Source organism: Anaeromassilibacillus sp. SJQ-5 (assembly GCF_054108045.1).
The window spans coordinates 1,215,159-1,239,638 of the sequence record NZ_JBPJWQ010000001.1 but is presented as its reverse complement, the minus strand read 5'-3'; the positions used below and the strand labels follow the sequence as shown (position 1 = coordinate 1,239,638).

Genomic DNA, 24,480 nt, shown 5'->3' with positions numbered 1-24,480 from the left:
CGGTCGTTAAAAATGCGATAAGGAACGAAAACGTATGAAAACATGGCTCATCCGGGGTGCCAAAGTGGTAGACCCCTCCCAAAACCTGGAGGATACGCGGGATATCCTCATAAAAGACGGAAAAATTCAGGAAATAGGCACAAATATAATCAGCGAAAACGCGGAAATTATCGAAGCAAGCGGCCTGATAGCGGCTCCCGGCCTAGTAGATATGCACGTCCACCTGCGGGATCCCGGCCAAACTCACAAAGAAACCGTCCAAACCGGCTGTCAATCCGCCGCCGCCGCCGGCGTCACCTCCCTCGCCTGCATGCCGAACACCAGCCCGGCATGCGATTCGGCGGCGGTTGTGGAGGAGATTCTCCGCAAAGCTGCGGCCGCTAAGGCGCGGGTGTATCCTGTGGCGGCGATTTCCACCTCGCTCGAGGGGCGGAAATTGACGGACTTTGCCGCGCTGCAGAAGGCGGGCGCTGTGGCGCTGTCAGACGACGGGCGGCCTGTGCCAACGGCTGGGATGATGGCGGTGGCTATGGAACGGGCGGCCCGGCTGGGGATGCCTGTACTATCCCACTGCGAGGAGATGACCCTGGTGCGGGGCGGCATTATGCATGAAGGGGTTGTGTCTGAGGAACTGGGAGTGCCCGGTATTCACCGGGGAGCGGAAGAGGTGGCCACGGCGCGGGAAATTGCTCTGGCGGCGGCCACCGGCTGTCCGGTGCATATCTGCCATGTCAGCACGGCGGGGAGCGTGGCGCTGCTGCGGGACGCACGGCGGCGCGGCGTGCCGGTGACGGGGGAGACAGCCCCCCACTATTTCGCCTTGACTGACGAATGCCTGCGCGCGCGGGACGCGGATTACCGTATGAACCCGCCGCTGCGCACCGAAGCGGATCGACAGGCGGTCATCGAGGGGCTGCGGGACGGCACCCTGCAGGCCATCGCTACCGATCACGCCCCCCACACGCCGGAAGAGAAGGCCGATTTTCTCAAAGCGCCCAACGGTGCCATCGGCATGGAGACCTCGCTAGCCGCGGGGCTGACCTACCTGGTCAAGCCGGGTCATCTGTCGCTGATGCGGCTGATAGAGACTATGTCCACTTGGCCGGCCAAGCTGCTGCATATTCCTGCCGGTACCCTAAGACCCGGCGCTGCCGCCGACCTGGTGCTGTTCGATCCGGACAAGGAGTGGACGGTGGATGTGCAGAAACTGCACGGCAAATCCCGCAACTGCTGTTTTAAAGGAATGACGCTGACCGGACAGGTCCTGTATACGTTTTTAGGCGGCGAACTGGTATTTAGCCGCGGATAAATACACATGCAAGCTGGAGGAATGAAAACATGGCTCTCGATCGGCTGATAGAAGCGATCAAACGCACGCAAACCCCCACGGTGGCGGGACTGGATCCCAAGCTGGAGTATATCCCGTCGCACATCAAGGAGGCCGCCTTTCAGGAGTATGGCGAGACTCTGGAAGGGGCCGCCGCCGCTATTCTGGCGTATAACAAGGGCTTAATCGATGCCTTGTGCGATATCGTGCCGGCGGTGAAGCCACAGGCCGCCTATTACGAGATGTACGGCTGGCCGGGCGTTCGCACGCTGGTGCAGACCATCGCCTATGCCAAGGGAAAGGGCTTGTTTGTCATCACCGACGGCAAGCGCAACGATATTGGCACCACCATGGAAGCCTATGCGGCCGCGCATATGGGCAAAACGGCAGTGGGGGACAAGGACTGCGTCCCCTTCGGGGGGGACGCCCTGACAGTGAACGGATATTTGGGTTCGGACGGCATTCTGCCGCTGATTCCGGTTTGCCGGGAACAGGATACAGGCTTGTTCGTCCTGGTCAAGACCTCCAATCCCTCTTCCGGTGAGCTGCAGGATCGGCTCATCGACGGGCTGCCCGTCTACCGGCATGTAGGCGCTATGTGCGAAGCCTGGGGCGAACAGCTGCCGGGCCGCTATGGCTATTCCGGCGTTGGCGCGGTGGTGGGCGCCACCTATCCGGAGCAGCTGGCGGAGCTGCGGCGGGAGCTGCCCCACACCTTCTTCCTAGTACCGGGATACGGAGCGCAGGGCGGCGGCGCGAGAGACGTGGCAGGCGCTTTCGATAAGGATGGCCTGGGGGCTGTCATCAATTCCTCCCGCGGCATCCTGTGCGCCTGGAAAAAGGAAGACTGCGCGCCGGAGGATTATGCAGGCGCCGCCCGACGGGAGGCTTTGCGCATGAAAGCGGACATTACGTCTGTATTATAAGGGGGGGGCTGTATATGCGATATACGCAGGAAAATAGCAAGCTGCTCCATAAGGCGGAGATTGCTCCCGGTATTTATAATTTCACCTTGTCCGCGCCGGAAATCGCCAAGGCGGCAGCCGCCGGACAATTTGTCAATGTGCTGTGCGGCGCCCATACGCTGCGCCGGCCGATTTCCATCTGCGGATTTGATGCGAGCCTCGGAATCCTCCGGCTTGTTTTCGAGATACGAGGAAAGGGAACGGAATGGTTGGCCGGCAGGGAAGCAGGGGAGACCGTGGATCTGGTCGGCCCTCTCGGTCACGGCTTTCCCCTGCTGGAAACAGAAAAAAGAGCGGTCATGGTGGGTGGCGGCATCGGTACGCCTCCGCTTCTGCCTCTTGTGCGGCATTATGGGGCGAACGCGACGGCTATCACCGGCTTCCGCAGCGGGAGCGCGGCGATATTGCAGGACGATATGGCGGCCATGGGGGCCGGGCTGATTTTGTGCACCGACGACGGCTCCGCTGGTTTTCACGGCTTTACCACCCAAGCGCTCGAAGCGCATCTGGACAAACAGGCCTGCGATGTCGTTTACACCTGCGGCCCCAAGGTCATGATGCGCGGCGTCGCTCGTCTGGCGGAGGAGCGCGGCATTCTTTGCTACGTCTCCATGGAAGAGCGGATGGCCTGCGGCGTGGGTGCCTGCCTGGGCTGCGCGTGCAAAACCAAGGATAAAAACGGGGATCCGCAGATTTCCCGGGTTTGCCTCAACGGCCCGGTATTTGACGCGAAAGAGGTGGATTGGACATGAGCGACATGCGGGTGAATCTCTGCGGTGTCACGCTGAAAAATCCAGTTATCGCCGCTTCCGGCACGTTTGGCTACGGCATGGAGTACAACGAATTCTATTCCATCTCCCGGCTGGGCGGTATCTCCTGCAAGGGCACCGCCATCGAGGAATGGAAGGGAAACCCCACCCCGCGTATCGCGGAAACCCCGGCGGGCATGCTCAACAGCGTCGGGCTGCAGAATCCCGGCATGGACGCACTTTTAAACATCTATCTGCCCTGGCTGAAAGGGCAGGATATTGTGGTTATTGCCAATGCGGCGGGGCACAGCCTGGAGGAATACTGCGCGGTGGCTGAACGGCTCGGCGATTCCACCGTCGATATGGTGGAGCTGAACATTTCCTGTCCCAACGTCAAGGAGGGCGGCGTGAACTTCGGCACGTCCTGCGACAGCGTCGCCCGGGTGACGGCTGAGGTGAAAAAACGGTGCGGCAAGCCGCTGATGGTCAAGCTGACCCCGAACGTCACCAACATCGGTGACATCGCGGCGGCGGCGGAAAGTGCCGGGGCCGACGCCCTGTCCCTGATCAACACCATTACCGGCATGCGCATCGACATTAAGACGCGCCGGCCGATTCTCAAGAACAACACTGGCGGCTTATCCGGCCCGGCGGTTTTCCCAGTGGCGGTACGGATGGTGCGCGAGGTGTACAAGCGGGTAAATGTGCCGATAGTCGGTATGGGAGGCATCTCCAGCTTCGAGGACGCGGTGGAAATGATGATGGCCGGCGCCGCGGCTGTTCAAGTGGGCACGGCCAATTTTCATGACCCATATGCCTGTTTGAAAATTGCCGAAGGGCTTGCAGCCTACGCGGAACAGAACGGGCTGGACAGCATTACGGAGCTGACCGGCTGCGTGCAGGAATGGTAAGCGGCATGAAGATTATGGCGGTGGATTTGGGACAGGTTCGCACCGGTTTGGCGGTGTCGGACCCCACGGAACAGCTGGCCTCTCCGGTAGGCACCATCACGGAAAAGAATACGGACAAACTCCTTGAAAAGGTGGCGGCCGCCGCCAGGGAACAAGGGGTGCAGCAGCTGGTGGTGGGGCATCCGCGGAACATGGACGGAAGCCGTGGGGAATCCGCCAGACGGGCGGAGACGTTTGCCGCGTCGCTGGAGAAGGCGGCGGCGCTGCCTGTGGTGCTGTGGGATGAACGGATGACCACGGTATCCGCCATCGGCTATCTGAACCAAACGGATACCCGCGGAAAAAAGCGGAAAGCCGTAGTGGATACCGTGGCAGCAACCATCATTCTGCAGGATTATCTGGACAGTCGGCGTATGCGGCAGTCGGAATAAGCAAAAAGATGGTGTCAAGCGTTTAAGCTTGACACCATCTTTTTGAAGTTTGCGACGAACTTTTGTTTATTTTTTTGAAATTTCTTCTTTTTTCGGTTGTTGAGACGCGCGCATTTTTACGTGAGACAGTGGATTATTCTCCGCCGCCTGCTGAATTTGGGCGTTGGACAGATGGGTGTAAATTTCTGTGGTTCCCAAATTTTCGTGTCCTAGTATATCCTTGAGCACCCGAATGTCCACGCCGCCCTGCTGGTACATCAGCGTGGCGGCGGTATGCCGCAGTTTATGAGTGGAATAATCCTGCGCGCCGTCTACCTGCTTGAGATACCCTTTGATAATGTAATGGACGCCCTGCAGGCTGATTCGTTTGTTGAGACGGCTGAGAAACAGCGCGTGTTTATCTTGGACGCCATCCACGGGGCGCACCCTCAGGTATTGCCGGATGGCGTCCTGGCAAGCCTCGTTCAAATACAGGAGGCGTTCTTTGTTGCCTTTACCGCGCACCCGCAGGGTATTGTCCCGGCCGATGTCCTCCAGATTCAGACCAGCCAGTTCCGCCCGCCGCAGGCCGCAGTTGAGTAGCAGCACCAGCATGCAGTAATCCCGCTGCGGAAACTCTCCACTCACCTTGGTCAGCAGTTCCAGGCTCTGCTCCAAAGACAGGTACTTCGGCAGAGTTTTCTTGGCTTTCGGCGTATCCAGGTTCTGGACGGGATTGTACGGCAGTTGATTGGTCTTATCCGTCAAGTAGCGGAAAAACATGCGCAGGGAGGAAACCTTGCGGGCTCTGGTTTTGTTGCTGTTGCCGCGTTCGTTTTTCGCGTAGTTCAAATAATCGTATACGTCGTTCAAAGTCACGGATTTCACAAAATCCAAATCGATATCCTCAATGGATATTTCGCTGTCCGCTGTATTGGAATCCACCAAACGGCGTTGGCGTTTCAGGTAACGGAAAAAGGTGCGCAGGTCAGTGAAATATTCATCCACTGTTTTTGAAGAGCGGCCTTTGACCGTTTCCATATAGCCCAGGTAGCCACGCAGAATCTCGGGACAGGCATCCCAATAGTCCTTACGCAATGCAGTTCCTCTTTTCTCTCCCCTGAACTATACAAAATATTCATTTTGTATAGTTGTCCGTATCGTTGTTCAGATTCTGTAAACGGCTTCCCAGCCAGAGCAGCTCTTTCTCAAAACACAGGCCCTCCCGTTCCGGCACCTGGGCTTCCGCTGTGCGCTGGATGCAACGGCTGGTAAAGTATGCTGCCGTCTGTGCGGCCGTCTCCAGGTTTTGACCGTTGAGCAGGCCGGCCAGCAGCGCCGCGCTGAATGTGTCGCCGGTTCCGTGAAAATATTCCGGTACTTTGGTCGCCCAGACATATTGCAGCGATTGCTCGGAGGCCCGATAACAGGCGGCCCCGATTTGCGTCTCATCAAAGGATATACCGGTAAGGACAATCTGAGGCGCCCCTAAAGCCGCCAGACCTTTTACCAAGCTTTGTATATACTCTTCCGAGTAGCATTCCGCCTGATACGGAATACCGGTTAAGAACGCGGCTTCCGTCAGATTGGGCGTCAATATGGTGGCGCTCCGGCACAGGCCGCGCATACCTTCTACCATGTCCTCGGTATACATTTGATATAATTTTCCATTATCTCCCATGACTGGATCGACCAAACAAATGGTCTCTTTCTGTCCGAATAGCTGAAAAATCCGCTGCACACTTTCCAGTTGTTCGCAGGAACCGAGAAAGCCGCTGTAGACAGCGTCGAAGGAAAGGCCTTCCGTTTTCCAGTGCTCGGCCATGGGCAGGATGTCCACGGTCAAATCCCGATAGGTGTATCCTGTGAATCCGCTGGGATGGGTGGATAAAACCGCTGTGGGCAGAACCGAGCAGGTCAGCCCGGCCACCGACAAAATCGGCAGCGCCACGGTCAAGGAGCATTTACCCAGTCCAGTGATATCTTCTATAGCCAAGGCGTGTTTCTGTTTCATAAACGAACATCCAATCTATTCTCGACTTACTGGCTCATTGTACCACACTTTCCGGGAAAATAACAGCCGTGAAATTATTCACAAATTCCGACTTGTATTGTGTCCGGATTCCTGTATACTGGAAGGGTATTGCAAAGTAAAGGAAGGGTTGCATGTTTCGTAAGATCACTGCTGCGGACGAAGCCGTATATACTGAGCTGCTCAGAGAGTTCTACCACTCCCCCGCCGTTCTTCATCCGATACCGGAGGAATACTATCACCGTGCGTTTGAAGAGGCGGTCAAGGACAGCCCATACGCCGAGGCGTATCTGTTCGAACAGGACGGACAAATCGCCGGCTATGGCACGCTGGCCAAAACCTTCTCCACCGAGGCAGGCGGACTGGTGATTTGGCTGGAGGAGGTCTATATTCGTCAGGAGTTCCGGGGCTCAGGGCTGGGAAGCCGCTTTTTCCGCTTTATCGAGGAAATGTACGAAGGGACAGCCGCCCGGCTTCGCCTGGAGGTGGAGCCGGACAACGAAGCGGCCATCCGGCTGTATACGCGGCTCGGCTACGAGGCTCTCCCCTACCGGCAAATGATTAAGCCACTGATTTGAACGGCAAAAAGCCGGCACTTTCGTGCCGGCTTTTTTACAGTGTGAGAACGCCTTTATCCAACATGGACTGCGCCGCGAGCAGGACGCCGATTTTTCCGGAATGAAAATTGAGACCACCCTGCATATAGGCGGCGTACGGCGGGCGAATGGGCGCGTCGGCCGACAGCTCAATGGAAGCCCCCATAGTAAAGGCGCCCGCGGCCATAATGACGGGGTTCTCGTAGCCGGGCATATCCCAAGGCTCCGGCACCACAAAGGCATCCACCGGCGCCCCCTGCTGCATTCCCTGGCAGAAAGCGACCAGCGCCTCCGGGGTTTTTAGCTGCACGGCCTGGATGATATCCGCCCGGTATTCCTCCGGTTCGGGAGTGACGGCGTAGCCCAGACGGCGGAACAGTGCCGAGGCGAAGACGGCGGTTTTCATGGCCTCCCCCACTACGTGGGGCGCCTGGAACAGGCCCATATACAGTGTGCGATTGTGTCCGAGGGAGGCGCCCACTTCCCGCCCCAGGCCGGGCGTGGTCATCCGATAGGCGCATTGTTCCACCAAATCCGCCCGGCCGCAGATATAGCCGCCGTTTTCCGCGATACCGCCGCCAGGATTCTTGATGAGGGATCCGGCCATCAAATCGGCCCCCACGGCGGAGGGCTCCAGGCGTTCGGCGAATTCTCCGTAACAGTTATCCACAAACACCACGACGTCCTCACGCACCGCCCGCACGGCGGCGATCACGTCGCCGATGACCGACACAGGCAGAGAAGGGCGCAGGCTATACCCACGGGAGCGCTGGATATGTACGGCTTTGACGGCCGCGTTCTCCCGCAGTGCTCGGGTGATGGCCGGAATATCCGGCCATCCGTCGGCGGCCAGGGACACCTCTTGGTAGCCGATGCCATATTCGCGCAGGGATCCGGGAGAGGCTTCCCGCATGCCGATGACCTGTTCGAGCGTGTCATAGGGAGCGCCGGTGGCGGCTAAAAGGACATCGCCAGGGCGCAGGACGCCAAACAGCGCGATGGTAATGGCGTGGGTGCCAGACACGATGCTGTGCCGCACCAGCGCGTCCTCAGTGCCCATAACCTGCGCAAACACCTGATCCAGCGTGTCCCGGCCCCGATCGCCGTAGCCATAACCGGTCGTGGGGGTAAAGTGGCTTTCGCTGACCCGGTGGTCGATGAAGGCGGCCAGCACCTTCTGCTGATTATATTCGGTCGTCTCCTCAATTTGGGAGAAAATCTCGCGCAGAGAGGCGGTCACCTCCTCGCAAATGCCCTGCAGGGCGGGGGAAATCCGAAAAAAAGTGTGCTGCTCACTCACGGTTGTTCAACCTTTCAAAACAGTTATTCCTTAGAAACAACGCCCCAATCGCCGCAGACGGTAAAATGCAGGCGCTCGTACAAACGCTGTGCCGCCGGATTTTTAGGGCAAATCCAAACCGCTTTTCCCTTGGCCAGCATGGTGTGAGCCAGTGTGGAGACACAGGCCGACGCGTAGCCGCGGCTGCGGCAGTCGGGACGGGTGGCCACCGCCCCCAGAAGAGCGGCGCCGTGGCATTCGGCCACCGTCATGGCGGTGGCTGCGGGCCCCTGCGCATCGCTTAGTACAACCATGTGGCAGCAGCCGTGCCGCAGCCGATGGGAGACGTCGACATACCAGCTGTCAAAGGCGGACAGGCCGTCCTCAAAGCACTGGGCCAGCAGGGGATAAACGGAACGGGGAGACGCGGGAGGCTGTACCCGGTCATCCGGCGGCAAATCCCGTTCCAGCCGCATGACCGAGCCGGTTTTCGCCGTGGTTCCCCACCGCTCCGCGAGAATGGCGGCAAAGGCTGCATCGGTACGCACGCTCCGGATTTCCGGCTGCATAGATAAAAACAGGTACAGCTCTTCCCTATCCGTCTGCATGGAATGTTCCGCCACCGCCATACCGTCAAGCAGCGCGACAAGGCCGCCTTCGTCCGCCTGCCAGAAACGGACGAAGGGGCAGTCCGGGCCATAGGCCTCCAGCAGCCCTGCGATGCGGATGCCCGCCTCGGTTTCGGGAAGGGGAAGGCCGGGGCCTGTCCAGCGGCGGATCATACCGCCAGTTGCCTGGCCAGCTCCTGCAAAAGGGCCAGGGTCTGTTCCATATCCCGCTTGGCCACGACGCAAGCGGGGGAATGCAGGTACCGGCAGGGAAGCGAAACGGCGGCAACCCGCGCGCCGCGGCCGGCCAGCTGAATGGCGCCGGCATCGTTTCCGCCGGCCACCATGGTCTTGCTCTGGGCGCGGATATTCTTCTTTTTGGCAATCTCCAGAATCCGGGCATACAGATCCGCGTCGTAGAGGGTGCGCTTATCCATAAAGCTGATAACAGCGCCCTCCCCTACCCGGCAGACCTGCTTGTCAGCGGCGACGCCGACCGTGTCCGCCGCGGTGGTGGCGTCCACGACAACCGCGATATCCGGCTGCACGCCGAAAGCGGCGGCTTTCGCGCCTCGCAGTCCGACCTCCTCCTGAACGGTAAAGGCCAGAACCATGTCGTAATCCGGCGTCTGTTCCGCCAGGTCGAGCAGCAGCGCACAGCCCGCCCGGTCGTCGATGGCCCGGCTTTTCACCAGGCCGCCCTCCAAACGGGAAAATTCGCCAGCAAACACCGCCGTGTCTCCAGGGCGTACCAGAGCCTCAGCCTCCTCCTTTGAGGCGGCGCCGATATCGATGAGAAGCTCTGACGGCTTGGGGACCTGTTTTTTCTCGTCTGCACTGCAAAGGTGAGTGGCTTTACCACCGATCACACCGGAAATACCGCCAACCCGAACCGAGCGGCCGTATACCACCTTGGGATCGATCCCGCCGACCGTTGTAAAACGCAGATAGCCCTCCGGCGTGACGCCGGTGATCATAAAGCCGACCTCATCCATGTGCGCGGCGAAGAGGAGCGTATGCTTCGCCCGTTCGCGGCCTTTTACATGGGCCAGCACGTTGCCCATCGGATCCACGCGAACCGACATGTCCGCCGGGCTCTGCTGCAGGACGCGGAGAATATACTCCCGAACGGGGTGCTCTCGGCCTGAAACGCCTTCCAGAGAACACAGCTTTTTTAAATGGGTCATCACAGAGCCGTCACTCCCTTCTGAACAAACGCAGCCATCAGCGCGCCTACCGCCCGTACATCCTTAAGGTCGACGACCTCTGCGGGGGTATGCATATACCGAAGAGGAATGGAGAGAAGCGCGGTCGGCACGCCGGTGCGGGCATCGCTGATGGAATCGGCGTCGGTGCCGGTATCGCCGCCCATGACCTCGTGCTGCAACGGGATTCCCGCCTGTTCGGCCAGGGTTTCCAGCTGCCGGGTCAGTGCGACGTCCAGGGTGGGCGACCAGCCCAGCATGGGGCCTTTGCCCAGTTCACCGCATTTGGCGGCGGGGGCGTCGGGCGTCAGGGCGAAGCTGACATCGGTGGCAATGGCGCAGGTGGGATTGACCGCAAAGGCGGCGACGGCGGATCCGCGGCAGCCCAGCTCCTCCTGCGCGGCGAAGACGACCGCCATATCGCAGGAGAGCGCGACACCGTCTAGAAGCCGTAGGGCGTGCAGGATGGCCGCCACACCAGCCCTGTCATCCAGCGCTTTGGCGCAGACGCGATCTCCCAGCAGCGACTCGAAGTGAGGCCGGAAGGTGACGCGGGTTCCCAGTGGGATGTGCTTTTTGGCTTTCCTGGCATCCAGTCCCACGTCGATCCCCATGTCGGGAATATCCGCCAGAGGGGCGTCGCCGCCGCTCAAATGGGGCGGCGTGGAGCAGAAAACGCCGGGATAGGGCTTGTCCGCCCACAGAACGACCTCGGCCGCGGCCAGGGCGCGGGCGTCCACGCCGCCGCAAGGAGAAACGCGGACAAATCCGGCGTCGTCTACGCCGGTGACAATGAAGCCGATTTCGTCAATGTGCGCCTCCAGAAGCACCACCGGCGCGTTATTTTTCCCGCAGCGGCGCCAGCCGACGACATTCCCGATGGGGCTCAGCGTTACCTCGTCCATGTAAGGTTCCAGCAGTTTTGCGGCAGTTTTGGCAGCTTCCGGAAGGCCGCCGGCGCCGGCGGCACGGCAGAGGTCTTCGAGTGTTTTTTGTTCCTGTGTGATGGTATCCATGCGATTCCCTTCTTTTCAAACAGCAGGCAGGGCTTGAACCAAGTCTTTGAAATGGTTGCCCCGCACTTCAAAATTCGGATACATGTCGAAGCTGGCGCTGGCAGGTGACATAAAGACGATATCGCCTTGTCCGGCTATCGCGGCAGCTTTTTGGACAGCCTCCTCCATGTTATATACGCGGTAAATCGGTAAATCCGCGTGGGCGCGGATGGCGGCTTCTATGGCGTCGGCCGTCGCGCCCATGAGAATGGCGGCTTTTACGGTTTTGGCGGCGACGGGGCCGAGGGGGGCGTACGGAATATGCTTATCGTAGCCGCCAGCAATCAGGATAACCGGCTTTTCAAAGGCGTTCAGCCCCGCGATGGTCCGGGAGGGGCTGGATCCGATGGAATCGTTGTACCACCGGACGCCGGCGCGCTCACGCACCAGCTCGCAGCGGTGGGCGACGCCGCCGAAATCCCGGGCGTAGGACTTTATCACGTCGGCCGGCACTTCGCCCCAGACCGCGGAAATGGCGGCCAGATAATTTTCCACGTTATGGACGCCCGGGATGCGGATATCCCGAACGGACAGAACGGGCGTATCCTGGCCCTCTTCGCGGACATATAAGGTGCCGTCTTCCGCCTGCCAGGCGCCGCTCTCCACCGGATGACGGCGGGAAAACCAGGAGACCTGCGCCTGCGTGTCGGCGGCAAAGGTGGCGGTGACGGCGTTGTCCGCGTTCAAAACCGCTCGGTCGGACGGGGCTTGGTACCGAACGAGGTTCTTTTTAGCGTCGATGTATTCCTGCATATCGGTATGCCAGTCCAGGTGATTCGGGGCCACGTTTGTAACCACCGCCACGCGGGGTCGCTGTTTCATTCGGGTGAGCTGGAAACTGGACAGCTCCACGACGGCGGCGTCCTCGGGGCGGATGTCCCGGACGCAGGGAAGCAGGGCGCGGCCGATATTGCCGCCGAGATACACGGTTCTGCCGGCGGCGGACAGCAGGCCGGCGATGATGGTGGTGGTCGTGGTCTTGCCGTCCGATCCCGTTACCGCGTAAATCGGCGCGGGGCAAAGCTCGAAAAACAGTTCCATCTCCGAGGTGACGGGAATGCCGGCCTCTCTGGCCTTTTCGAAGGCAGGCAGGTAGGGCTTCATCCCCGGCGTACGCAAAATCAGGTCGGCGTCCGTCAGCTGGTCGAGGTACCCATCTCCCAGCAGCAGACGAGCGCCGGCCTGCTCCAGCGGTTCGACGGCTGCGCCCAGTTGTTCCCGGCTGCGGCGGTCGCAGGCCGTTACATGTGCGCCGGCTTCCAGAAACTGATGGATAACCGGCGTGTTGTTGGCGCCGATCCCGCAGATGGACACCCGCTTGCCGCGCATTCCCTCAAAAAAGGCTTCTGCCTTCGTCATAGTCCCACTCCTTCACTTCGGGTTTTCCCATCAAGCAAAGAAAACCCGCTAACCTTATTATTATACTGAGATGGCTGGAAAATATCAACAAATCCGCATCATTTTCTTTTCGGAACTTTTTCGTGTATTTCCACGGACATTTTTACGGAGAAAAGGCGGATTCGTTAACATTTTATAAATAGTAAGCAATTTAGTTGCGGATGTCAGGAAAAGAAGGTACAATAATCAAAAGGAATCGTACGATCCCTGAAAAAGTATGGTTACGTCGCTGTTCACCATCGAACAGACGGCATTCATACAGGAGGCCGTTTATGTTTTTTTATGAGGGGTATACCTGCCCTGTTTGTGGTGAAAAGTTCAAAGAGTCTGACGATATCGTCGCCTGTCCGGAATGCGGAGCGCCTCACCATCGGGATTGCTGGAAAAAAGAGGGACACTGCCATTTCGTAGCGGATCACGGTACCGATCGGCAATGGGTCCGGCCGCAGGCCGGCGATAGCGCAAATTCGGCTGAATCGGCGGTTGAGGGGAAGGTCTGCCCGCACTGCGGGGAGAAGAATCCGGAGTTTGCAGAATTCTGTTCCCGCTGCGGCAAGGATTTGCCGGCAAGCGACTGGAGCAGCGTACCTCCCCCGCCGCCCCAGGGACCGCCGCAGGCCAGCTATACGCCTCCTCCCTATCCCGGAGGCGCCTACGGGGAGTACACACCTTTTCGGATGCCGACTATCGATCCCTGCGGAGGCGTTCCTAAAGAGGAGACCATCGAGGGGGTTTCGGTGGAGGACATGGCCAGCGTTACGGGCATGAACTCGGCCTACTATGTACCCCGGTTTTATAAAATGTCCAAGGGCGGCTCGAAATGCAGCTGGAATTGGCCGGCCTTTCTGCTGACGCCCTATTGGCTGCTCTACCGCAAAAACTACTGGATGGGTGTTGTGCTGATGGTTCTGAATGTAGTGCGCACGGCTGTCAGCGCCTACATTCTCAACGTACAGATCGCCCCTGTGCTCAGCCCACTGCTGGGCGAAGGCTCCACCATCGTGGACGAATATCGAATCCTGATGGAAAAGTTCATGAACGGCGATCTGGCCATCGTTATGTGGATTATGGCGTTGATGGGGCTGGCCGATTTGCTGATTCGACTGTTTTTCGGGCTGTCGGGCAATTATTGGTATATGCGCACCTGTGTTTCCCGGGTTAAGCGGCTGCGCAGTAAAAAGCCGGATATGTTTCCCGCTGAGCTGACCGCCGCGGGCGGCACCTCCTTCCTGCTGGGGGCCTCGGCGTATGCCATTTTGTATTTCTCCTCGCTGCTGATTTCCACATTGATCGCCACGGTATTCCGATAAAGAGCCTTTACGGCGGAATGGACGGTGCTTATGCTGGATTATACCCACTATACCTGTCCGATATGTCATAAGCCGTTAAACGCCGATGAGGATATTGCTGTATGCCCCCAGTGCGGTGCGCCGCACCATCGCCGGTGCTTTTTAAAAAATGGACAGTGCGCTTACGCGGCGGATCACGGCGGGCCCCGGCAATGGAAACCGCAGCCGGATAAGGATGGGGACGGGACGGTCATCTGCGGCAACTGCGGCACCGTCAACAATGACACAGAAACGGTTTGCCACAAGTGCGGGCATGCGCTGGAGGAGATCTTCCCCCCTTCCCCAAGCGAACAGCAGCCGCCGGTGGACGAGGGAGTTTTTTATTCCCAGTTCAGTCCGTATATCGGGATCGCGCCGGACAGCACAATGGACGGATATCCGGTGATGGACATCGCCACTTTCCTTGGGGCAAATTCGGGATACTATCTGTCCCGGTTTCATTTTATGCGTCTGCAGAAGAGCAAAATGTCCTGGAACTGGTCGGCGGCTATTTTCCCGGTGTTTTGGGCGCTGTATCGAAAAATGTACCGGTTGTTTTGGATCCTTCTGGGCATATCGGTCTTGCTTTTTCTCCCCTTTGCGTGTATAATGGCTCGAATAGTGGCTTATCTGCTTAGTGATCCTACGCTATTGCGGGATTTATCGATCGGATTACTTCCAAAAACGGTGCTTCCCGCCTGGCTGATGATTGCAGCCAACGTTGCGACGACCGGAGGCTTTGTTCTGCGGGCAATGATGGCTTCTATGGGGAATCATTGGTATCACAAGCATACCCTGCGGCTGATGAACAAGGTGCGGGGCGCCGAGACGAATCCGCTGCATTACCGGTATGCCCTTTCCAAAAAGGGCGGGACGGCACCCGTGCAGGTGGCTGTCGCGGCGGCGGGGATCGCGGCCGTTTTGCTGCTGTATCTAGTGCTGCTGATTGTGTTCTGCGGCTGAATAAGACGTTAAAAATCGAGGAGGACTGCCTAATGGCTCAAAAAGTGCGGAAAGCTGTGATTCCGGCGGCTGGATTAGGGACGCGTGTGCTGCCCATTTCCAAGGCGATGCCCAAGGAAATGCTGCCGATCGTGGACAAGCCCGCCATCCAGTACATCGTGGAGGAAGCGGTCAAATCCGGCATTGAGGACATTTTGATTATCACCAACCGGGGAAAAGGCATCATCGAGGATCATTTTGATCACGCCGTGGAATTGGAGGAGCGGCTGGAAGCCTCCGGCCGCACAGAGGTGCTCAACGAAGTGCGTTCCATCGCTCACATGGCCAATATCTATTTTGTTCGACAGAAGGAAACCAGAGGGCTGGGGCACGCGGTCAACTGCGCGCGCTCCTTTATCGGCAACGAGCCGTTTGCAGTGCTGTACGGCGACGATGTGATTATCGGAGAGGATCCGGCCTGCGGCCAGCTGTGCCGCGCTTATGAAGCCTATGGCAAGGGTGTGGTGGGCATTAAGCAGGTGACGCCCGAACAAATTCTGAAATACAGCTCACTGAAGGTATCCCATATTGACGGAAATCTGTTTCACGTCACCGATATGATCGAGAAGCCGTCGCCGGATAAGGTGCTGTCCTTGTACTCCATACTCGGACGCTGTGTGCTGCCGCCGGAAATCTTCTCGATACTGGACAACACGCCGCCGGGAGCCGGCGGGGAAATCCAGCTGACGGACGCCATGCTCACGCTGACCCGCCGCGACGGCATGACCGGCGTGGATTTCACCGGAAAGCGGTACGACATGGGCAACAAGCTGGGGATCCTGGAGGCTACCTGCGAGGTGGCTCTGCAGCACCCTGAAGTGGGCGAAGGCTTCCGCGCTTATCTGAAAGAGTTGATTAAGACGCTGTAAAGAGTTTCATAAACAAATGAGGGCAAAAGGTGAAACATCATCACCTTTTGCCCTCATTTCTTGTATGCCCGCAGGCCGCATGCTATGATAAGAACAACCGAATGCTGCGGGAGGAAGTCCAAATGTCTGCGAAAGAAGTCTGGTCGAAATATCGCTTAGCCCTGCCAGTCTTTCTTTGTTTGGCGGTGGCGGGATTCATCATCGCCATGCTGCTGCGTGCTGGCCGCAGCGCCGAGCCGCCGATGTATGCGGTGGATTCCAGCGATTCCCGCAGCCGACCGTCCAGTCAGACGGCGACACGCTCTTCCACTGGGAGCCGGCCGCCAACCGTGGCGAGCGAAACAACCGGCGAAAAGCCGAAAGACGAGACCGCCAAGCCGGTTACCCGGTCCTCCCGGACGGCGAAAACGACGACACTTCGTACATCCCGCACCACAACGGCTAAGAGCACAAAAAGTACCAGTGCCAAAACCACGCGCTCCACAGCCGATCGATCGGAGCTCTATCAGAAAAAGCTGGAGGAGCTGCAAAAGGAATACGAGAAAAAACAGGAGCGCGTGCAGGACAAACTCATAGACCTGGAGATACAAAAGGAGATTGACCTGGCGGCTCTCGACCTGTATTATGCCTCGGCCGGTTTGGCGCATGGCGGCGCTTATGAGGCGGAAAAGAACCGGATATTGAGCCAGTATGAACAGGAAGCCGCCGCTTGCCGTCAGCAGGGCGAAGACTGGCAGCGGGAGTACGCGGACAAAGTGAAGGAACTGAAAGAGCAATATGGGCAGGAGTGATAAAAGCCGGTACAGACGCGGGCGTGTTCCGCATCCGTACCGGCTTTTATCTGGTTTTAGCCAGGCTGTGCGACCTTATGCATTTCCAGCTGGGCCATGACCAGGCCGTAATATATGCCTTTTTTCCGCATCAGCTCATTATGGGTGCCGATTTCCGCCACCGTATGCTTATCGATGACGATAATCCGATTCGCCTCTCGCAGGGTGGAGAGCCGATGGGCAATGGCAAAGGTGGTGCGATTTTGTGTCAGCCGGCCGAGCGCTTCTTGAATTTGGAATTCGGTTTCGGTATCCAGGCTGCTGGTGGCCTCGTCCAGAATCAGCAGATGGGGATCGTGGAGAATAGCGCGGGCAATGGCGATACGCTGTCTCTCCCCGCCGGAGAGCGTGTAGCCGTGCTCACCCACATAGGTATCGTATCCATCAGGGAATCGGGAAATGAAATCGTGGGCATTGGCCATTTTCGCCGCCTGGATAACCTCTCGCTGGGTGGCATTCTGCTTGGCGTACCGGATGTTGTCGTAAATGGTTCCGGTGAACAGAAACGTCTCCTGCAAAACCACACCGATTTGCCGGTGCAGACATTCCCGGGATATATCCCGCAAATCCACCCCGTCCGCCAATATCTGTCCGTCGTCCACATCGTACAGCCGCATCAGCAGATTAATCAGCGTGGACTTTCCGGCACCGGAGGAACCAACTAAGCCGATCATCTCTCCGGGGCGTATCTGAAAATTCAAATGCTCCAGCACTGGCAGATAGGATTTATACCCAAAGGTCACGTCTTTAAAGACGATTTCCCCTTTTAGCGTGTGCTCCCCGGCGTTCTTGCGTTCCTCCAGATCCGATTCCTCATCCAAAATTTCATAGATGCGTTCCAGGGAATTGGTCAGCTGCATCAGCATGCGGGGCAGACGGGATAAAAAGCCGAGAGGGCCGTAAAGCATGCCGGCATAGGCCACAAACTGGGTGAGCTGTCCGGGCGTCATACGTCCGCCGAGGACGGAGGCGCCGCCGAAGTAGATGACGAAAAAGGTGCCGACCGTCAGCAGGAAGGTCACAAACGGATAGAGCGTCGCCCAAAACCTCTCGTTGCGGCGCTGCAGCTGCATGAGCCGTTCGGTATATTCCTGAAAGCGCTGGGTTTCCCGCTGCTCCTGTCCAAAGGATTTCACCACGCGTATGCCGGAGATGACATCCTGCAGCCGGTTGTTTACCTTGTCGTTGAAGCGCCACTGTTGCCGCCAGAGCCGTTTTTCCTTCCGATGGAAGGCCCTGACCAGAAGGACGGCCGCCGGCATAAATGCGATGGCCAGCAGAGCCAGCTTCCAATCCATCAGCAGCATGACAATCATGGCGCCCAGAATGGTGAAGCTCTGGGTAAACATGTCGGCAAAAACCTCTTCCATGAATTGGCGGACCTTTGCCGAATCCTCCACCACCCGGTTCATCAGTTCGCCGGCCTGACGGCTGTCCATGAAGGACAGGGATAGAGAGTTGATTTTATGAAACACGCGGGCGCGCAGATCCCGGCTGATCCGGGTGCCCAGGCTGTTGCTCCACAGGTTGCGAACCACCGTCAGCGTCAACGTCAGCAGCATAAAACCGAGCATAATACCGAAGAAACCCAGCACCGCCCCCAGCGTTCCCTGGGCGGGAACCAGAATGTCGTCCACAAAATACCGCTGTATATACTGCTGCCCGATGGTGATCGCGGAAATTACCAGCATAAACAGGGTGATGCACAGCAGCGGTGCCATGTACGGCCGGCATAAATCAAAAAAACGATGAAAGCTGCGACCGCGGCCGTCGCAGCGGGGGCACAGGCTGGTTCCCGGAAGAACCCGTCCACAGCGCAGGCAGTGCTTTTCCTTTTCCCGACTGACCACTTCCCTGCCGTCTCCCCGACAAAGAACGTCCGTGCCCCGCGCCACATAGGAGCAGCGAACCATATGCCGCATGGTAAAGCGGCACAAAAGCCGTTCTTTCTCCCCTTGTTTGACCAGCAAAAGACCACTGTCGATTTGCGGCACGCACAGAATGGCATCCGCCGCCGCCAGGTCAATGGAATCAGCGATAGCGCCGTCCTTTAGAATATACAGCCGCTCGCCGGTCACCGCAATCCAGCCGTCTCCGCATAGATTCCCCTCTTTGTCCAGGTCATAGGGAACGCAGTAGCGGAGTTTCTGACCGTGCAGCGGGCCAGCCAGCAGTTCCTGCTCTCTGTCCGGCAGGGTATAGTGCAAATTCATGCGGTGTTTCACCCGCCTTTCTTTCCAACACGCCGCCTCTAAATAAACAGATCCAGCTTTTTGATTTCTTTGGCCGAGAGGGCATACAAATCCGGTATTTCAAACCGGTTGCCGTCCAGGTCGTTCACCAGATACCGATTAGAACCGATGGTATATACCGAACCGCCTCCCATACGGACCGTGAAGCGGCAGCGGCCCTTGTCGGTGGTGACATCCCAGTAGGAATAGCCGTATTCCTCCTTGATGGCGTGGATTTTCTGAATCTTCGGAGCAAAATACCGCAGCGCCATCTGTTCCTCCAGCATCTCCCGGGTGCCGGCGGGCAAATCGGCCAGATTTTCAATGAGGCCGATTTCTTTGCCGTCGCCCTCGGGTTCTCGAATGGAAATATAGGCATTTGGGTCACTGTGGGGAAAACACCGGTGTACCGCGATGCGGGAATAGTCCTTCCCGGCGAAGGTCATGCGTACAAAGCCGCCGCCCGTGCGTTCAAACACTGCGTTATCGGCGGTGATGGCTTTGATGGAAATGATGTCTTCCACCGATTTCTTTTCTTGTTCCAGAATATCGTTTTCTATCATAGAATCGGGCATCAGTCCCCCACCCCTCTCATAGCCAGCGCCTTGGACTGCAGTTGAAGCAGCTTGAAGTAGACGCCGCGTTTATCGATTAGTTCTTTATGGGTGCCGCTTTCCACCAGTTCGCCGTTCTCCAGTACGATTAAATGATCCGCGCCCCTCAGGGTGGACAGCCGGTGGGCGATGGAGATGGTGGTGCGCCCCTTGACCAAGGCGTCCAGCGACGCCTGAATGGCCCGTTCCGTTTCGGTATCCACCGAAGCTGTCGCTTCGTCCAGTACCAGAATCTGCGGATCGGCCAAAATGGCCCGTGCAATGGACACGCGTTGCCGCTCGCCGCCCGACAGCTGCCGACCGCCGGCGCCGATTAAGGTATCGTATCCATCCGGCAACCGGCAGATAAAGCCATGGGCGCTGGCGGCTATCGCCGCCTGTACGATTTCCTCATGGGTGGCGTCCGGGCGCGCATAGGCGATGTTTTCCGCCACGGTTCCCATAAAAATATAGGTTTCCTGGCTGACCATGGCCACCGCGCCCCGCAGGGAGGCGAAGGAAATGTCCCGAATATCATGGCCGTCCAGCTGGATATCACCGCTTTCCGCGTCATAGAGCCGGGAAATAAGATTGACCAGAGTAGATTTCCCGGCGCCGGACTTGCCGACAATGCCCAGCATCTCCCCGGCCTTGACATGAAAGCTGATGTCCTTGAGCACCGGCTTATTCGGCTCGTAGCTGAAGCTGACCCTATCCAGGCGGATATCGCCTTTTAGCTGGACATCCAAGGCCTTCGGGCGTTCCACAACATCGGGGTGCGCGTCGATAATTTCAAAGATGCGCTGGGCAGAGTTCATGCTGCCCGACCACCACTGAAAGACATGGGAAAAGAAATCCATTGGCCCCTGCAGCATGGACAGATAGCCCACAAAGGTCAGCAGAGAGCCGTAGCGAAAGGCGCCGTCGGCATGCAGAATGATCAGCGCGCCCACGGCCCAAACCAGCAGACTTGGGACGTCCTTGGCGATGCTGTAAGCCACGCTGAAGCGGTTTTGGTAATGCACAATGTTGATTTCTGCTTCCCGAACCCGGTTGTTGCTCTTTTCAAAGCGGACATCCTCGGTGCTTTCCTGGCCGAAGGCTTTGACCACCCGCGCACCAGTAATGTTGTCGTTGAGCACCGAATAGAGGCTGCGCACCACCCTGGCCCGCCGGCCAAAGGCATGCCAGAGGCGGGGCAGCAGCCAATAGCTGACCAGAAACAAAGGCGGCAGCAGGAAAAGGGCCACCAGCGCCAGGCGCCAATCCATAACGAACATCACCACAGCCGTTACCAAAATGGTCAGCACATTGAACAGCAAATACGGCAGGCCGTCGATGAAAAACTGCATGACTTCGTTGGCGTCGGCATTTACCCTCTGCATCAGGCTGCCGGTCTGCCTTCTGGTGAAGAAGCCGACCGAGAGTTTTTGCAGGGCGGCAAACACACTGTTCTTAATTTTACAGACCACGCCAGGAACCATGTACGCGGTCATTCGCCCGTGAATGACGCCGGTAATCTGCTGAAGCAGCTTGGTCACCGTCATGATGAAAACTAGGAAGCCCAGCATTAGCATAAAGTTGCCGCCGAAGCCCAGCGAGGAAGCGAAGTCCCCGTTTTTCCCCAGCACCTTATCATAAAGGACGGTGCCGGACAGATAGGGCCAAATAGCATTGAGAACGCCAGACGCGGCCACGCACAGCAGCATCACGACGACCCGCCAGCGGTATTCTTTGAAGTAGGCCAAGATTCGGAGCATCACTGTGCTCTTTTCCATACAGCGAGGGCAAACGGCACGTCCGCGCTCCGGATAGGGTAAGCCGCATTTCGGACAGCATTCCTCTTCTTCCCGTTCGGGAGGACGGCGGCATTCCCTTTCCGGATGCAGCAGCTGCTCAAGCCGATCGGTAAACCGGCGCATTTCCCTCATTTTACTGCCGGAGAAACGGCAGAGCCAGGTTTCTGTGCCGCTCAGTCGAACGGCCAGCAGGCCGCCGACCACTTGATTATGTATTTGCGGCTCCGAAAGGGTTTCCAGAGGATATTCATGCACTTCTTGAATGACCTCTTCCCTGCCGGCCGGCGCCTTGCCGAAGCCGCCGGAGAACTCCATCTCCCCTGACAACGCCGACACGGCCAATAGCAGGCGATCGGCCTTCAGGAACAGATGGACATGACGCAACTCCCCTTCTGGGCTCATGTCCGCGCAAGCGTAAGCCGCCAGAGGCTCTGTCTCTATGCCTCTGCGCCGGCAGGCCTGGAGAACCGTTTTGGGTACGGCAGGCGGTTTCGGCTCTTTGGCTGTGGAAGACACTCCCATCACACTCCTCCCCGTTTCACAAACGAGCGACAAAAAAAGCACACCCTACGCGGATGTGCTTACGGCCGTCTTCCTTCACGGAAGACGGGTTTATCTGCCCGAAAGTGAAACAGACAATTTGACATCCAAACCTTTGTTTTGAATTGTGCGGGTCATATTGTCCATCTCCTTTCCTGTAAGTTTCCTTATTTTAACACAGTATTTTGAATAATGCAACTAGTTTCGAACGTTTGTCCAAAAAAAGAATCGGGAGGCATTCCTGTATGGAATACCTCCCGACAGATAATCAGGTCGCCTGGCTGAACTGAAATTCGCCGTTTTCCGCGTCAATTTGAATGACATCACCGGCCCGGAATTTCCCTGTCAGAAGCTGCTCTGACAGGGTATCCTCAATTTTTGACTGAATGGCGCGGCGCAGGGGCCGAGCCCCGTAAACCGGGTCGAATCCCGCTTTGGCAATTTCCGCTACAGCCCGATCGCTGACCTGGCAGGACATATCCATACCGGCCAGCCGTTTATCCAGTGTGCGCAGCATCCGGCGGGCAATCTCCTGGATATTTTCCTCAGTCAGCTGCTGGAAGACAATGATATCGTCCACCCGGTTCAAAAATTCCGGCCGGAACGCCTTTTTAAGCTCAGCCATCACGTCGTTTTTTATCTGTTTCTGACTGGCGATTGGATCAGCGGTTTCCGCGATAGAGGCGAAGCCCATCTTTTTCTGCTCAGTGATCAGGCGGGCGCCGACGTTGGACGTCATGATGATAACCGTATTCTTGAAATCGACCCGCCGGCCCTGGGCGTCGGTCAGGATGCCATCCTCCAGAATTTGCAGCAGCATATTGAAAACATCGGGGTGCGCTTTTTCAATTTCGTCAAAGAGCAGCACCGAATAGGGCTTCCGGCGGATTTTTTCGGTCAGCTGTCCGCCCTCGTCATACCCGACGTAGCCGGGAGGCGATCCGACCAGACGGGACACGGTATGCTTCTCCATATATTCCGACATATCCAGGCGGATCATGGCGTTTTCATCCCCGAACATGGCCTCTGCCAGCGCCTTGCACAGCTCCGTCTTGCCCACGCCGGTGGGGCCGAGGAAGATGAAGGAGCCGATGGGGCGTTTGGGATCTTTAAGCCCCACCCGTCCGCGGCGGATGGCCTTAGAAACGGCTGTGACAGCCTCATCCTGTCCCACGATGCGTTCGTGCAGGATGGACTCCATATTCAGAAGACGCTGCCCTTCCGCCTCAGTGAGCTGCACGACCGGCACGCCGGTCCAGCCAGAAACGATTTCCGCGATTTCCCGGGCGGTCACCTCGCCGGTGATGCCGGCGTTCTTTTCCTGCCATTGCTGCTTGTGAACGGCCAGCTGTTCGCTCTTTTCCTTTTCCTCGTCCCGCAGCCGGGCGGCTCGTTCGAAGTCCTGTTCGTTGACCGCCGCTTTCTTTTCCTCGTTCAGCCGTTTGACCTCTTCCTCCAGCTCTTTCAAGTCCGGAGGAGCAGTAAAGGCTTTTAACCTTACGCGAGAGGCGGCCTCATCCACCAGGTCGATGGCCTTGTCCGGCAGATAGCGGTCGGATATATACCTTGTAGAGAGGGCCACGGCCGCTTCCAGCGCCTCGTCGGTAATTTTCACCTTATGGTGCGCTTCGTACTTATCCCGCAGCCCTCTTAGAATCAGAGCGGCCTCTTCCGCCGTCGGTTCGCCGACCATGACCGGCTGAAACCGGCGTTCCAGGGCAGCGTCCTTCTCGATGTGCTTACGGTATTCTTCGATGGTGGTCGCGCCGATGACCTGCAGCTCGCCCCGAGCCAGAGAGGGTTTGAGAATATTGGCGGCGTCTACCGCGCCCTCTGCGGCGCCGGCACCGATGAGGGTGTGCATTTCATCGATAAACAGGATAATATCTCCTGCTTTGGAGACCTCGGCAATGGCGTTTTTAATTCGCTCCTCAAAATCGCCGCGGTATTTCGTTCCGGCCACCATACCGGTCAAATCCAGCGTGACCACGCGCTTGCCCCGCAGGAGCTCCGGGACTTCATCGGCGGCGATTTTTTGGGCCAGGCCTTCTGCGATAGCGGTTTTGCCCACGCCGGGTTCGCCGATGAGGCAGGGGTTGTTTTTGGTTCGCCGGGACAGGATTTGGATCACCCGTTCGATTTCCGCGGCTCTGCCGATCACCGGATCCAGTCGGCCTTCCTTTGCCTGCTTCGTCAAATCCCGACCGAACTGATCGAGCGTCGGGGTTTTCCCTCCGCCCTTAGCCGCAGGGGCTTTCCCAAGCCGTTCGCCACCGGCGGTCGTTTGCGCCGTGGGGGCGCCCACGGCTTTCGCAATATCCCCGAACAGTTCGTCCGGGCGGGCGCCAAGTGCAACAATCAGGCGCACGGCCACGCTGCTGTCGTCCCGCAGCACCGCCATGAGGATGTGCTCCGTCCCCACATAGCCATGCTGCATCATCGCCGCCTCAGCCAGCGCCATCTCCATGGCGGTTTTGGCCCGGGGGGTGAAATCCTCGGGCGTCAGCCGGCTAAATTCCCCGCTGGATTCCACTTCGACGATTTTTTCCTCATAGAGAGCCGCCGTGACACCTCTGGCCCCGAGAACAGACGCGGCCACGCCGGTCCCCTCCCGCAGCAGGCCGAGAACGATATGCTCTGTGCCGATGTAGGTGTGCCCCAACTCCTGGGCAGCTTCTATGGCTAAATTCAAAGCCGTGTTGGCCTTTTCCGTAAATCCTTTAAACCGATACATATATCTACTCCATTTCTAA

Annotated in this window: 21 protein-coding genes; 10 read left to right on the top strand and 11 right to left on the bottom strand. The window is 58.0% G+C overall.

Features of this window, described 5'->3' with window-relative positions; translation table 11 throughout:
• Positions 1-34 precede the first annotated feature (34 nt).
• From ACSAMM_RS05280 to ruvX, 5 genes are read left to right on the top strand one after another with little or no spacing between them, the layout of a single operon-like run.
• Positions 35-1,309 carry a dihydroorotase gene (locus ACSAMM_RS05280; RefSeq protein WP_457790263.1) on the top strand — a complete coding sequence of 425 codons (1,275 nt, stop codon included), beginning with the start codon at positions 35-37 and terminating at the stop codon, positions 1,307-1,309.
• A 29-nt stretch (positions 1,310-1,338) separates the two neighbouring features.
• Positions 1,339-2,253 (top strand): orotidine-5'-phosphate decarboxylase, encoded by a 915-nt coding sequence (gene pyrF, locus ACSAMM_RS05275; protein WP_457790261.1) that lies wholly within the window; start codon positions 1,339-1,341, stop codon positions 2,251-2,253.
• Positions 2,254-2,267: 14 nt separating this feature from the next.
• Positions 2,268-3,044: a dihydroorotate dehydrogenase electron transfer subunit gene (locus ACSAMM_RS05270; RefSeq protein WP_178725558.1), complete on the top strand. Its 777-nt coding sequence runs from the start codon at positions 2,268-2,270 to the stop codon at positions 3,042-3,044.
• Positions 3,041-3,952 (top strand): dihydroorotate dehydrogenase, encoded by a 912-nt coding sequence (locus tag ACSAMM_RS05265; RefSeq protein WP_457790259.1) that lies wholly within the window; start codon positions 3,041-3,043, stop codon positions 3,950-3,952. The genes ACSAMM_RS05270 and ACSAMM_RS05265 overlap by 4 nt, the downstream gene beginning before the upstream one ends.
• A gap of 5 nt (positions 3,953-3,957) precedes the next feature.
• On the top strand, positions 3,958-4,383 hold the full coding sequence (gene ruvX, locus ACSAMM_RS05260; RefSeq protein ID WP_178725554.1) for a Holliday junction resolvase RuvX: 426 nt from the start codon (positions 3,958-3,960) through the stop codon (positions 4,381-4,383).
• A gap of 66 nt (positions 4,384-4,449) precedes the next feature.
• Here ruvX and ACSAMM_RS05255 read toward each other — a convergent pair whose 3' ends face one another.
• Positions 4,450-5,460, bottom strand: a complete 1,011-nt coding sequence (locus ACSAMM_RS05255; protein WP_457790257.1) for a tyrosine-type recombinase/integrase — start codon at positions 5,458-5,460, stop codon at positions 4,450-4,452.
• A 40-nt stretch (positions 5,461-5,500) separates the two neighbouring features.
• The gene (locus tag ACSAMM_RS05250; RefSeq protein ID WP_457790255.1) at positions 5,501-6,376 is read right to left on the bottom strand and encodes a pyridoxamine kinase; all 876 of its coding nucleotides are present in this window, start codon (positions 6,374-6,376) and stop codon (positions 5,501-5,503) included.
• A 152-nt stretch (positions 6,377-6,528) separates the two neighbouring features.
• Here ACSAMM_RS05250 and ACSAMM_RS05245 point away from each other — a divergent pair, with 152 nt between their 5' ends.
• Complete coding sequence (locus ACSAMM_RS05245; protein ID WP_457790253.1) at positions 6,529-6,972, top strand: N-acetyltransferase family protein; 444 nt, start codon at positions 6,529-6,531, stop codon at positions 6,970-6,972.
• 34 nt (positions 6,973-7,006) lie between these two features.
• Here the strand turns inward: ACSAMM_RS05245 and ACSAMM_RS05240 are convergent, their stop codons facing one another.
• Genes ACSAMM_RS05240 through murD form a run of 5 tightly spaced genes read right to left on the bottom strand, consistent with a single transcriptional unit; the run spans position 7,007 to position 12,496 of the window.
• On the bottom strand, positions 7,007-8,290 hold the full coding sequence (locus tag ACSAMM_RS05240) for a methionine gamma-lyase family protein (RefSeq protein ID WP_457790251.1): 1,284 nt from the start codon (positions 8,288-8,290) through the stop codon (positions 7,007-7,009).
• Between the two features lie 23 nt (positions 8,291-8,313).
• A complete protein-coding gene (locus ACSAMM_RS05235) occupies positions 8,314-9,051 on the bottom strand; it encodes a GNAT family N-acetyltransferase (RefSeq protein ID WP_457790249.1) in 738 nt (245 codons plus the stop codon).
• Positions 9,048-10,064 (bottom strand): M42 family metallopeptidase, encoded by a 1,017-nt coding sequence (locus ACSAMM_RS05230; protein ID WP_457792155.1) that lies wholly within the window; start codon positions 10,062-10,064, stop codon positions 9,048-9,050. The genes ACSAMM_RS05235 and ACSAMM_RS05230 overlap by 4 nt, the downstream gene beginning before the upstream one ends.
• Positions 10,064-11,098: a M20/M25/M40 family metallo-hydrolase gene (locus tag ACSAMM_RS05225; protein WP_457790247.1), complete on the bottom strand. Its 1,035-nt coding sequence runs from the start codon at positions 11,096-11,098 to the stop codon at positions 10,064-10,066. The genes ACSAMM_RS05230 and ACSAMM_RS05225 overlap by 1 nt, the downstream gene beginning before the upstream one ends.
• Before the next feature lie 15 nt (positions 11,099-11,113).
• Complete coding sequence (murD, locus tag ACSAMM_RS05220) at positions 11,114-12,496, bottom strand: UDP-N-acetylmuramoyl-L-alanine--D-glutamate ligase (RefSeq protein ID WP_457790245.1); 1,383 nt, start codon at positions 12,494-12,496, stop codon at positions 11,114-11,116.
• A gap of 311 nt (positions 12,497-12,807) precedes the next feature.
• Here murD and ACSAMM_RS05215 point away from each other — a divergent pair, with 311 nt between their 5' ends.
• The 4 genes from ACSAMM_RS05215 (at position 12,808) to ACSAMM_RS05200 (ending at position 16,525) form a co-directional block, all read left to right on the top strand.
• On the top strand, positions 12,808-13,845 hold the full coding sequence (locus ACSAMM_RS05215) for an RING finger protein (RefSeq protein WP_457790243.1): 1,038 nt from the start codon (positions 12,808-12,810) through the stop codon (positions 13,843-13,845).
• Positions 13,846-13,875: 30 nt separating this feature from the next.
• Positions 13,876-14,826 (top strand): RING finger protein, encoded by a 951-nt coding sequence (locus ACSAMM_RS05210; protein ID WP_457790241.1) that lies wholly within the window; start codon positions 13,876-13,878, stop codon positions 14,824-14,826.
• 32 nt (positions 14,827-14,858) lie between these two features.
• On the top strand, positions 14,859-15,734 hold the full coding sequence (galU, locus tag ACSAMM_RS05205; protein ID WP_457790239.1) for a UTP--glucose-1-phosphate uridylyltransferase GalU: 876 nt from the start codon (positions 14,859-14,861) through the stop codon (positions 15,732-15,734).
• Between the two features lie 122 nt (positions 15,735-15,856).
• Entirely contained in the window at positions 15,857-16,525 is a 669-nt protein-coding gene (locus ACSAMM_RS05200; protein WP_457790237.1) for a hypothetical protein, read from the top strand.
• A gap of 56 nt (positions 16,526-16,581) precedes the next feature.
• On the opposite strand, the gene ACSAMM_RS05195 is transcribed toward ACSAMM_RS05200, so the two are convergent.
• The 4 genes from ACSAMM_RS05195 to ACSAMM_RS05180 all read right to left on the bottom strand — a co-directional run bounded on the left by ACSAMM_RS05195 (position 16,582) and on the right by ACSAMM_RS05180 (position 24,461).
• Positions 16,582-18,777, bottom strand: a complete 2,196-nt coding sequence (locus ACSAMM_RS05195) for an ABC transporter ATP-binding protein (protein WP_457790235.1) — start codon at positions 18,775-18,777, stop codon at positions 16,582-16,584.
• 38 nt (positions 18,778-18,815) lie between these two features.
• Positions 18,816-19,370, bottom strand: a complete 555-nt coding sequence (locus tag ACSAMM_RS05190) for a DUF1854 domain-containing protein (protein WP_178721574.1) — start codon at positions 19,368-19,370, stop codon at positions 18,816-18,818.
• Entirely contained in the window at positions 19,370-21,709 is a 2,340-nt protein-coding gene (locus tag ACSAMM_RS05185) for an ABC transporter ATP-binding protein (RefSeq protein WP_457790233.1), read from the bottom strand. Before ACSAMM_RS05185 ends, ACSAMM_RS05190 begins: the two co-directional genes overlap by 1 nt.
• A 286-nt stretch (positions 21,710-21,995) precedes the next feature.
• Entirely contained in the window at positions 21,996-24,461 is a 2,466-nt protein-coding gene (locus tag ACSAMM_RS05180; RefSeq protein WP_457790231.1) for an ATP-dependent Clp protease ATP-binding subunit, read from the bottom strand.
• Between the last annotated feature and the right edge of the window lie 19 nt (positions 24,462-24,480).

Excerpts from the sequence above, each read along its gene's own strand:
- ACSAMM_RS05280 (WP_457790263.1), top strand. The coding sequence starts at position 35 with ATGAAAACATGGCTCATCCGGGGTGCCAAAGTGGTAGACCCCTCCCAA.
- pyrF (WP_457790261.1), top strand. The coding sequence starts at position 1,339 with ATGGCTCTCGATCGGCTGATAGAAGCGATCAAACGCACGCAAACCCCC.
- ACSAMM_RS05270 (WP_178725558.1), top strand. The coding sequence starts at position 2,268 with ATGCGATATACGCAGGAAAATAGCAAGCTGCTCCATAAGGCGGAGATT.
- ACSAMM_RS05265 (WP_457790259.1), top strand. The coding sequence starts at position 3,041 with ATGAGCGACATGCGGGTGAATCTCTGCGGTGTCACGCTGAAAAATCCA.
- ruvX (WP_178725554.1), top strand. The coding sequence starts at position 3,958 with ATGAAGATTATGGCGGTGGATTTGGGACAGGTTCGCACCGGTTTGGCG.
- ACSAMM_RS05250 (WP_457790255.1), bottom strand. The coding sequence starts at position 6,376 with ATGAAACAGAAACACGCCTTGGCTATAGAAGATATCACTGGACTGGGT.
- ACSAMM_RS05245 (WP_457790253.1), top strand. The coding sequence starts at position 6,529 with ATGTTTCGTAAGATCACTGCTGCGGACGAAGCCGTATATACTGAGCTG.
- ACSAMM_RS05235 (WP_457790249.1), bottom strand. The coding sequence starts at position 9,051 with ATGATCCGCCGCTGGACAGGCCCCGGCCTTCCCCTTCCCGAAACCGAG.
- ACSAMM_RS05230 (WP_457792155.1), bottom strand. The coding sequence starts at position 10,064 with ATGACCCATTTAAAAAAGCTGTGTTCTCTGGAAGGCGTTTCAGGCCGA.
- ACSAMM_RS05225 (WP_457790247.1), bottom strand. The coding sequence starts at position 11,098 with ATGGATACCATCACACAGGAACAAAAAACACTCGAAGACCTCTGCCGT.
- murD (WP_457790245.1), bottom strand. The coding sequence starts at position 12,496 with ATGACGAAGGCAGAAGCCTTTTTTGAGGGAATGCGCGGCAAGCGGGTG.
- ACSAMM_RS05215 (WP_457790243.1), top strand. The coding sequence starts at position 12,808 with ATGTTTTTTTATGAGGGGTATACCTGCCCTGTTTGTGGTGAAAAGTTC.
- ACSAMM_RS05210 (WP_457790241.1), top strand. The coding sequence starts at position 13,876 with ATGCTGGATTATACCCACTATACCTGTCCGATATGTCATAAGCCGTTA.
- galU (WP_457790239.1), top strand. The coding sequence starts at position 14,859 with ATGGCTCAAAAAGTGCGGAAAGCTGTGATTCCGGCGGCTGGATTAGGG.
- ACSAMM_RS05200 (WP_457790237.1), top strand. The coding sequence starts at position 15,857 with ATGTCTGCGAAAGAAGTCTGGTCGAAATATCGCTTAGCCCTGCCAGTC.
- ACSAMM_RS05195 (WP_457790235.1), bottom strand. The coding sequence starts at position 18,777 with ATGAATTTGCACTATACCCTGCCGGACAGAGAGCAGGAACTGCTGGCT.
- ACSAMM_RS05190 (WP_178721574.1), bottom strand. The coding sequence starts at position 19,370 with ATGCCCGATTCTATGATAGAAAACGATATTCTGGAACAAGAAAAGAAA.
- ACSAMM_RS05185 (WP_457790233.1), bottom strand. The coding sequence starts at position 21,709 with ATGGGAGTGTCTTCCACAGCCAAAGAGCCGAAACCGCCTGCCGTACCC.
- ACSAMM_RS05180 (WP_457790231.1), bottom strand. The coding sequence starts at position 24,461 with ATGTATCGGTTTAAAGGATTTACGGAAAAGGCCAACACGGCTTTGAAT.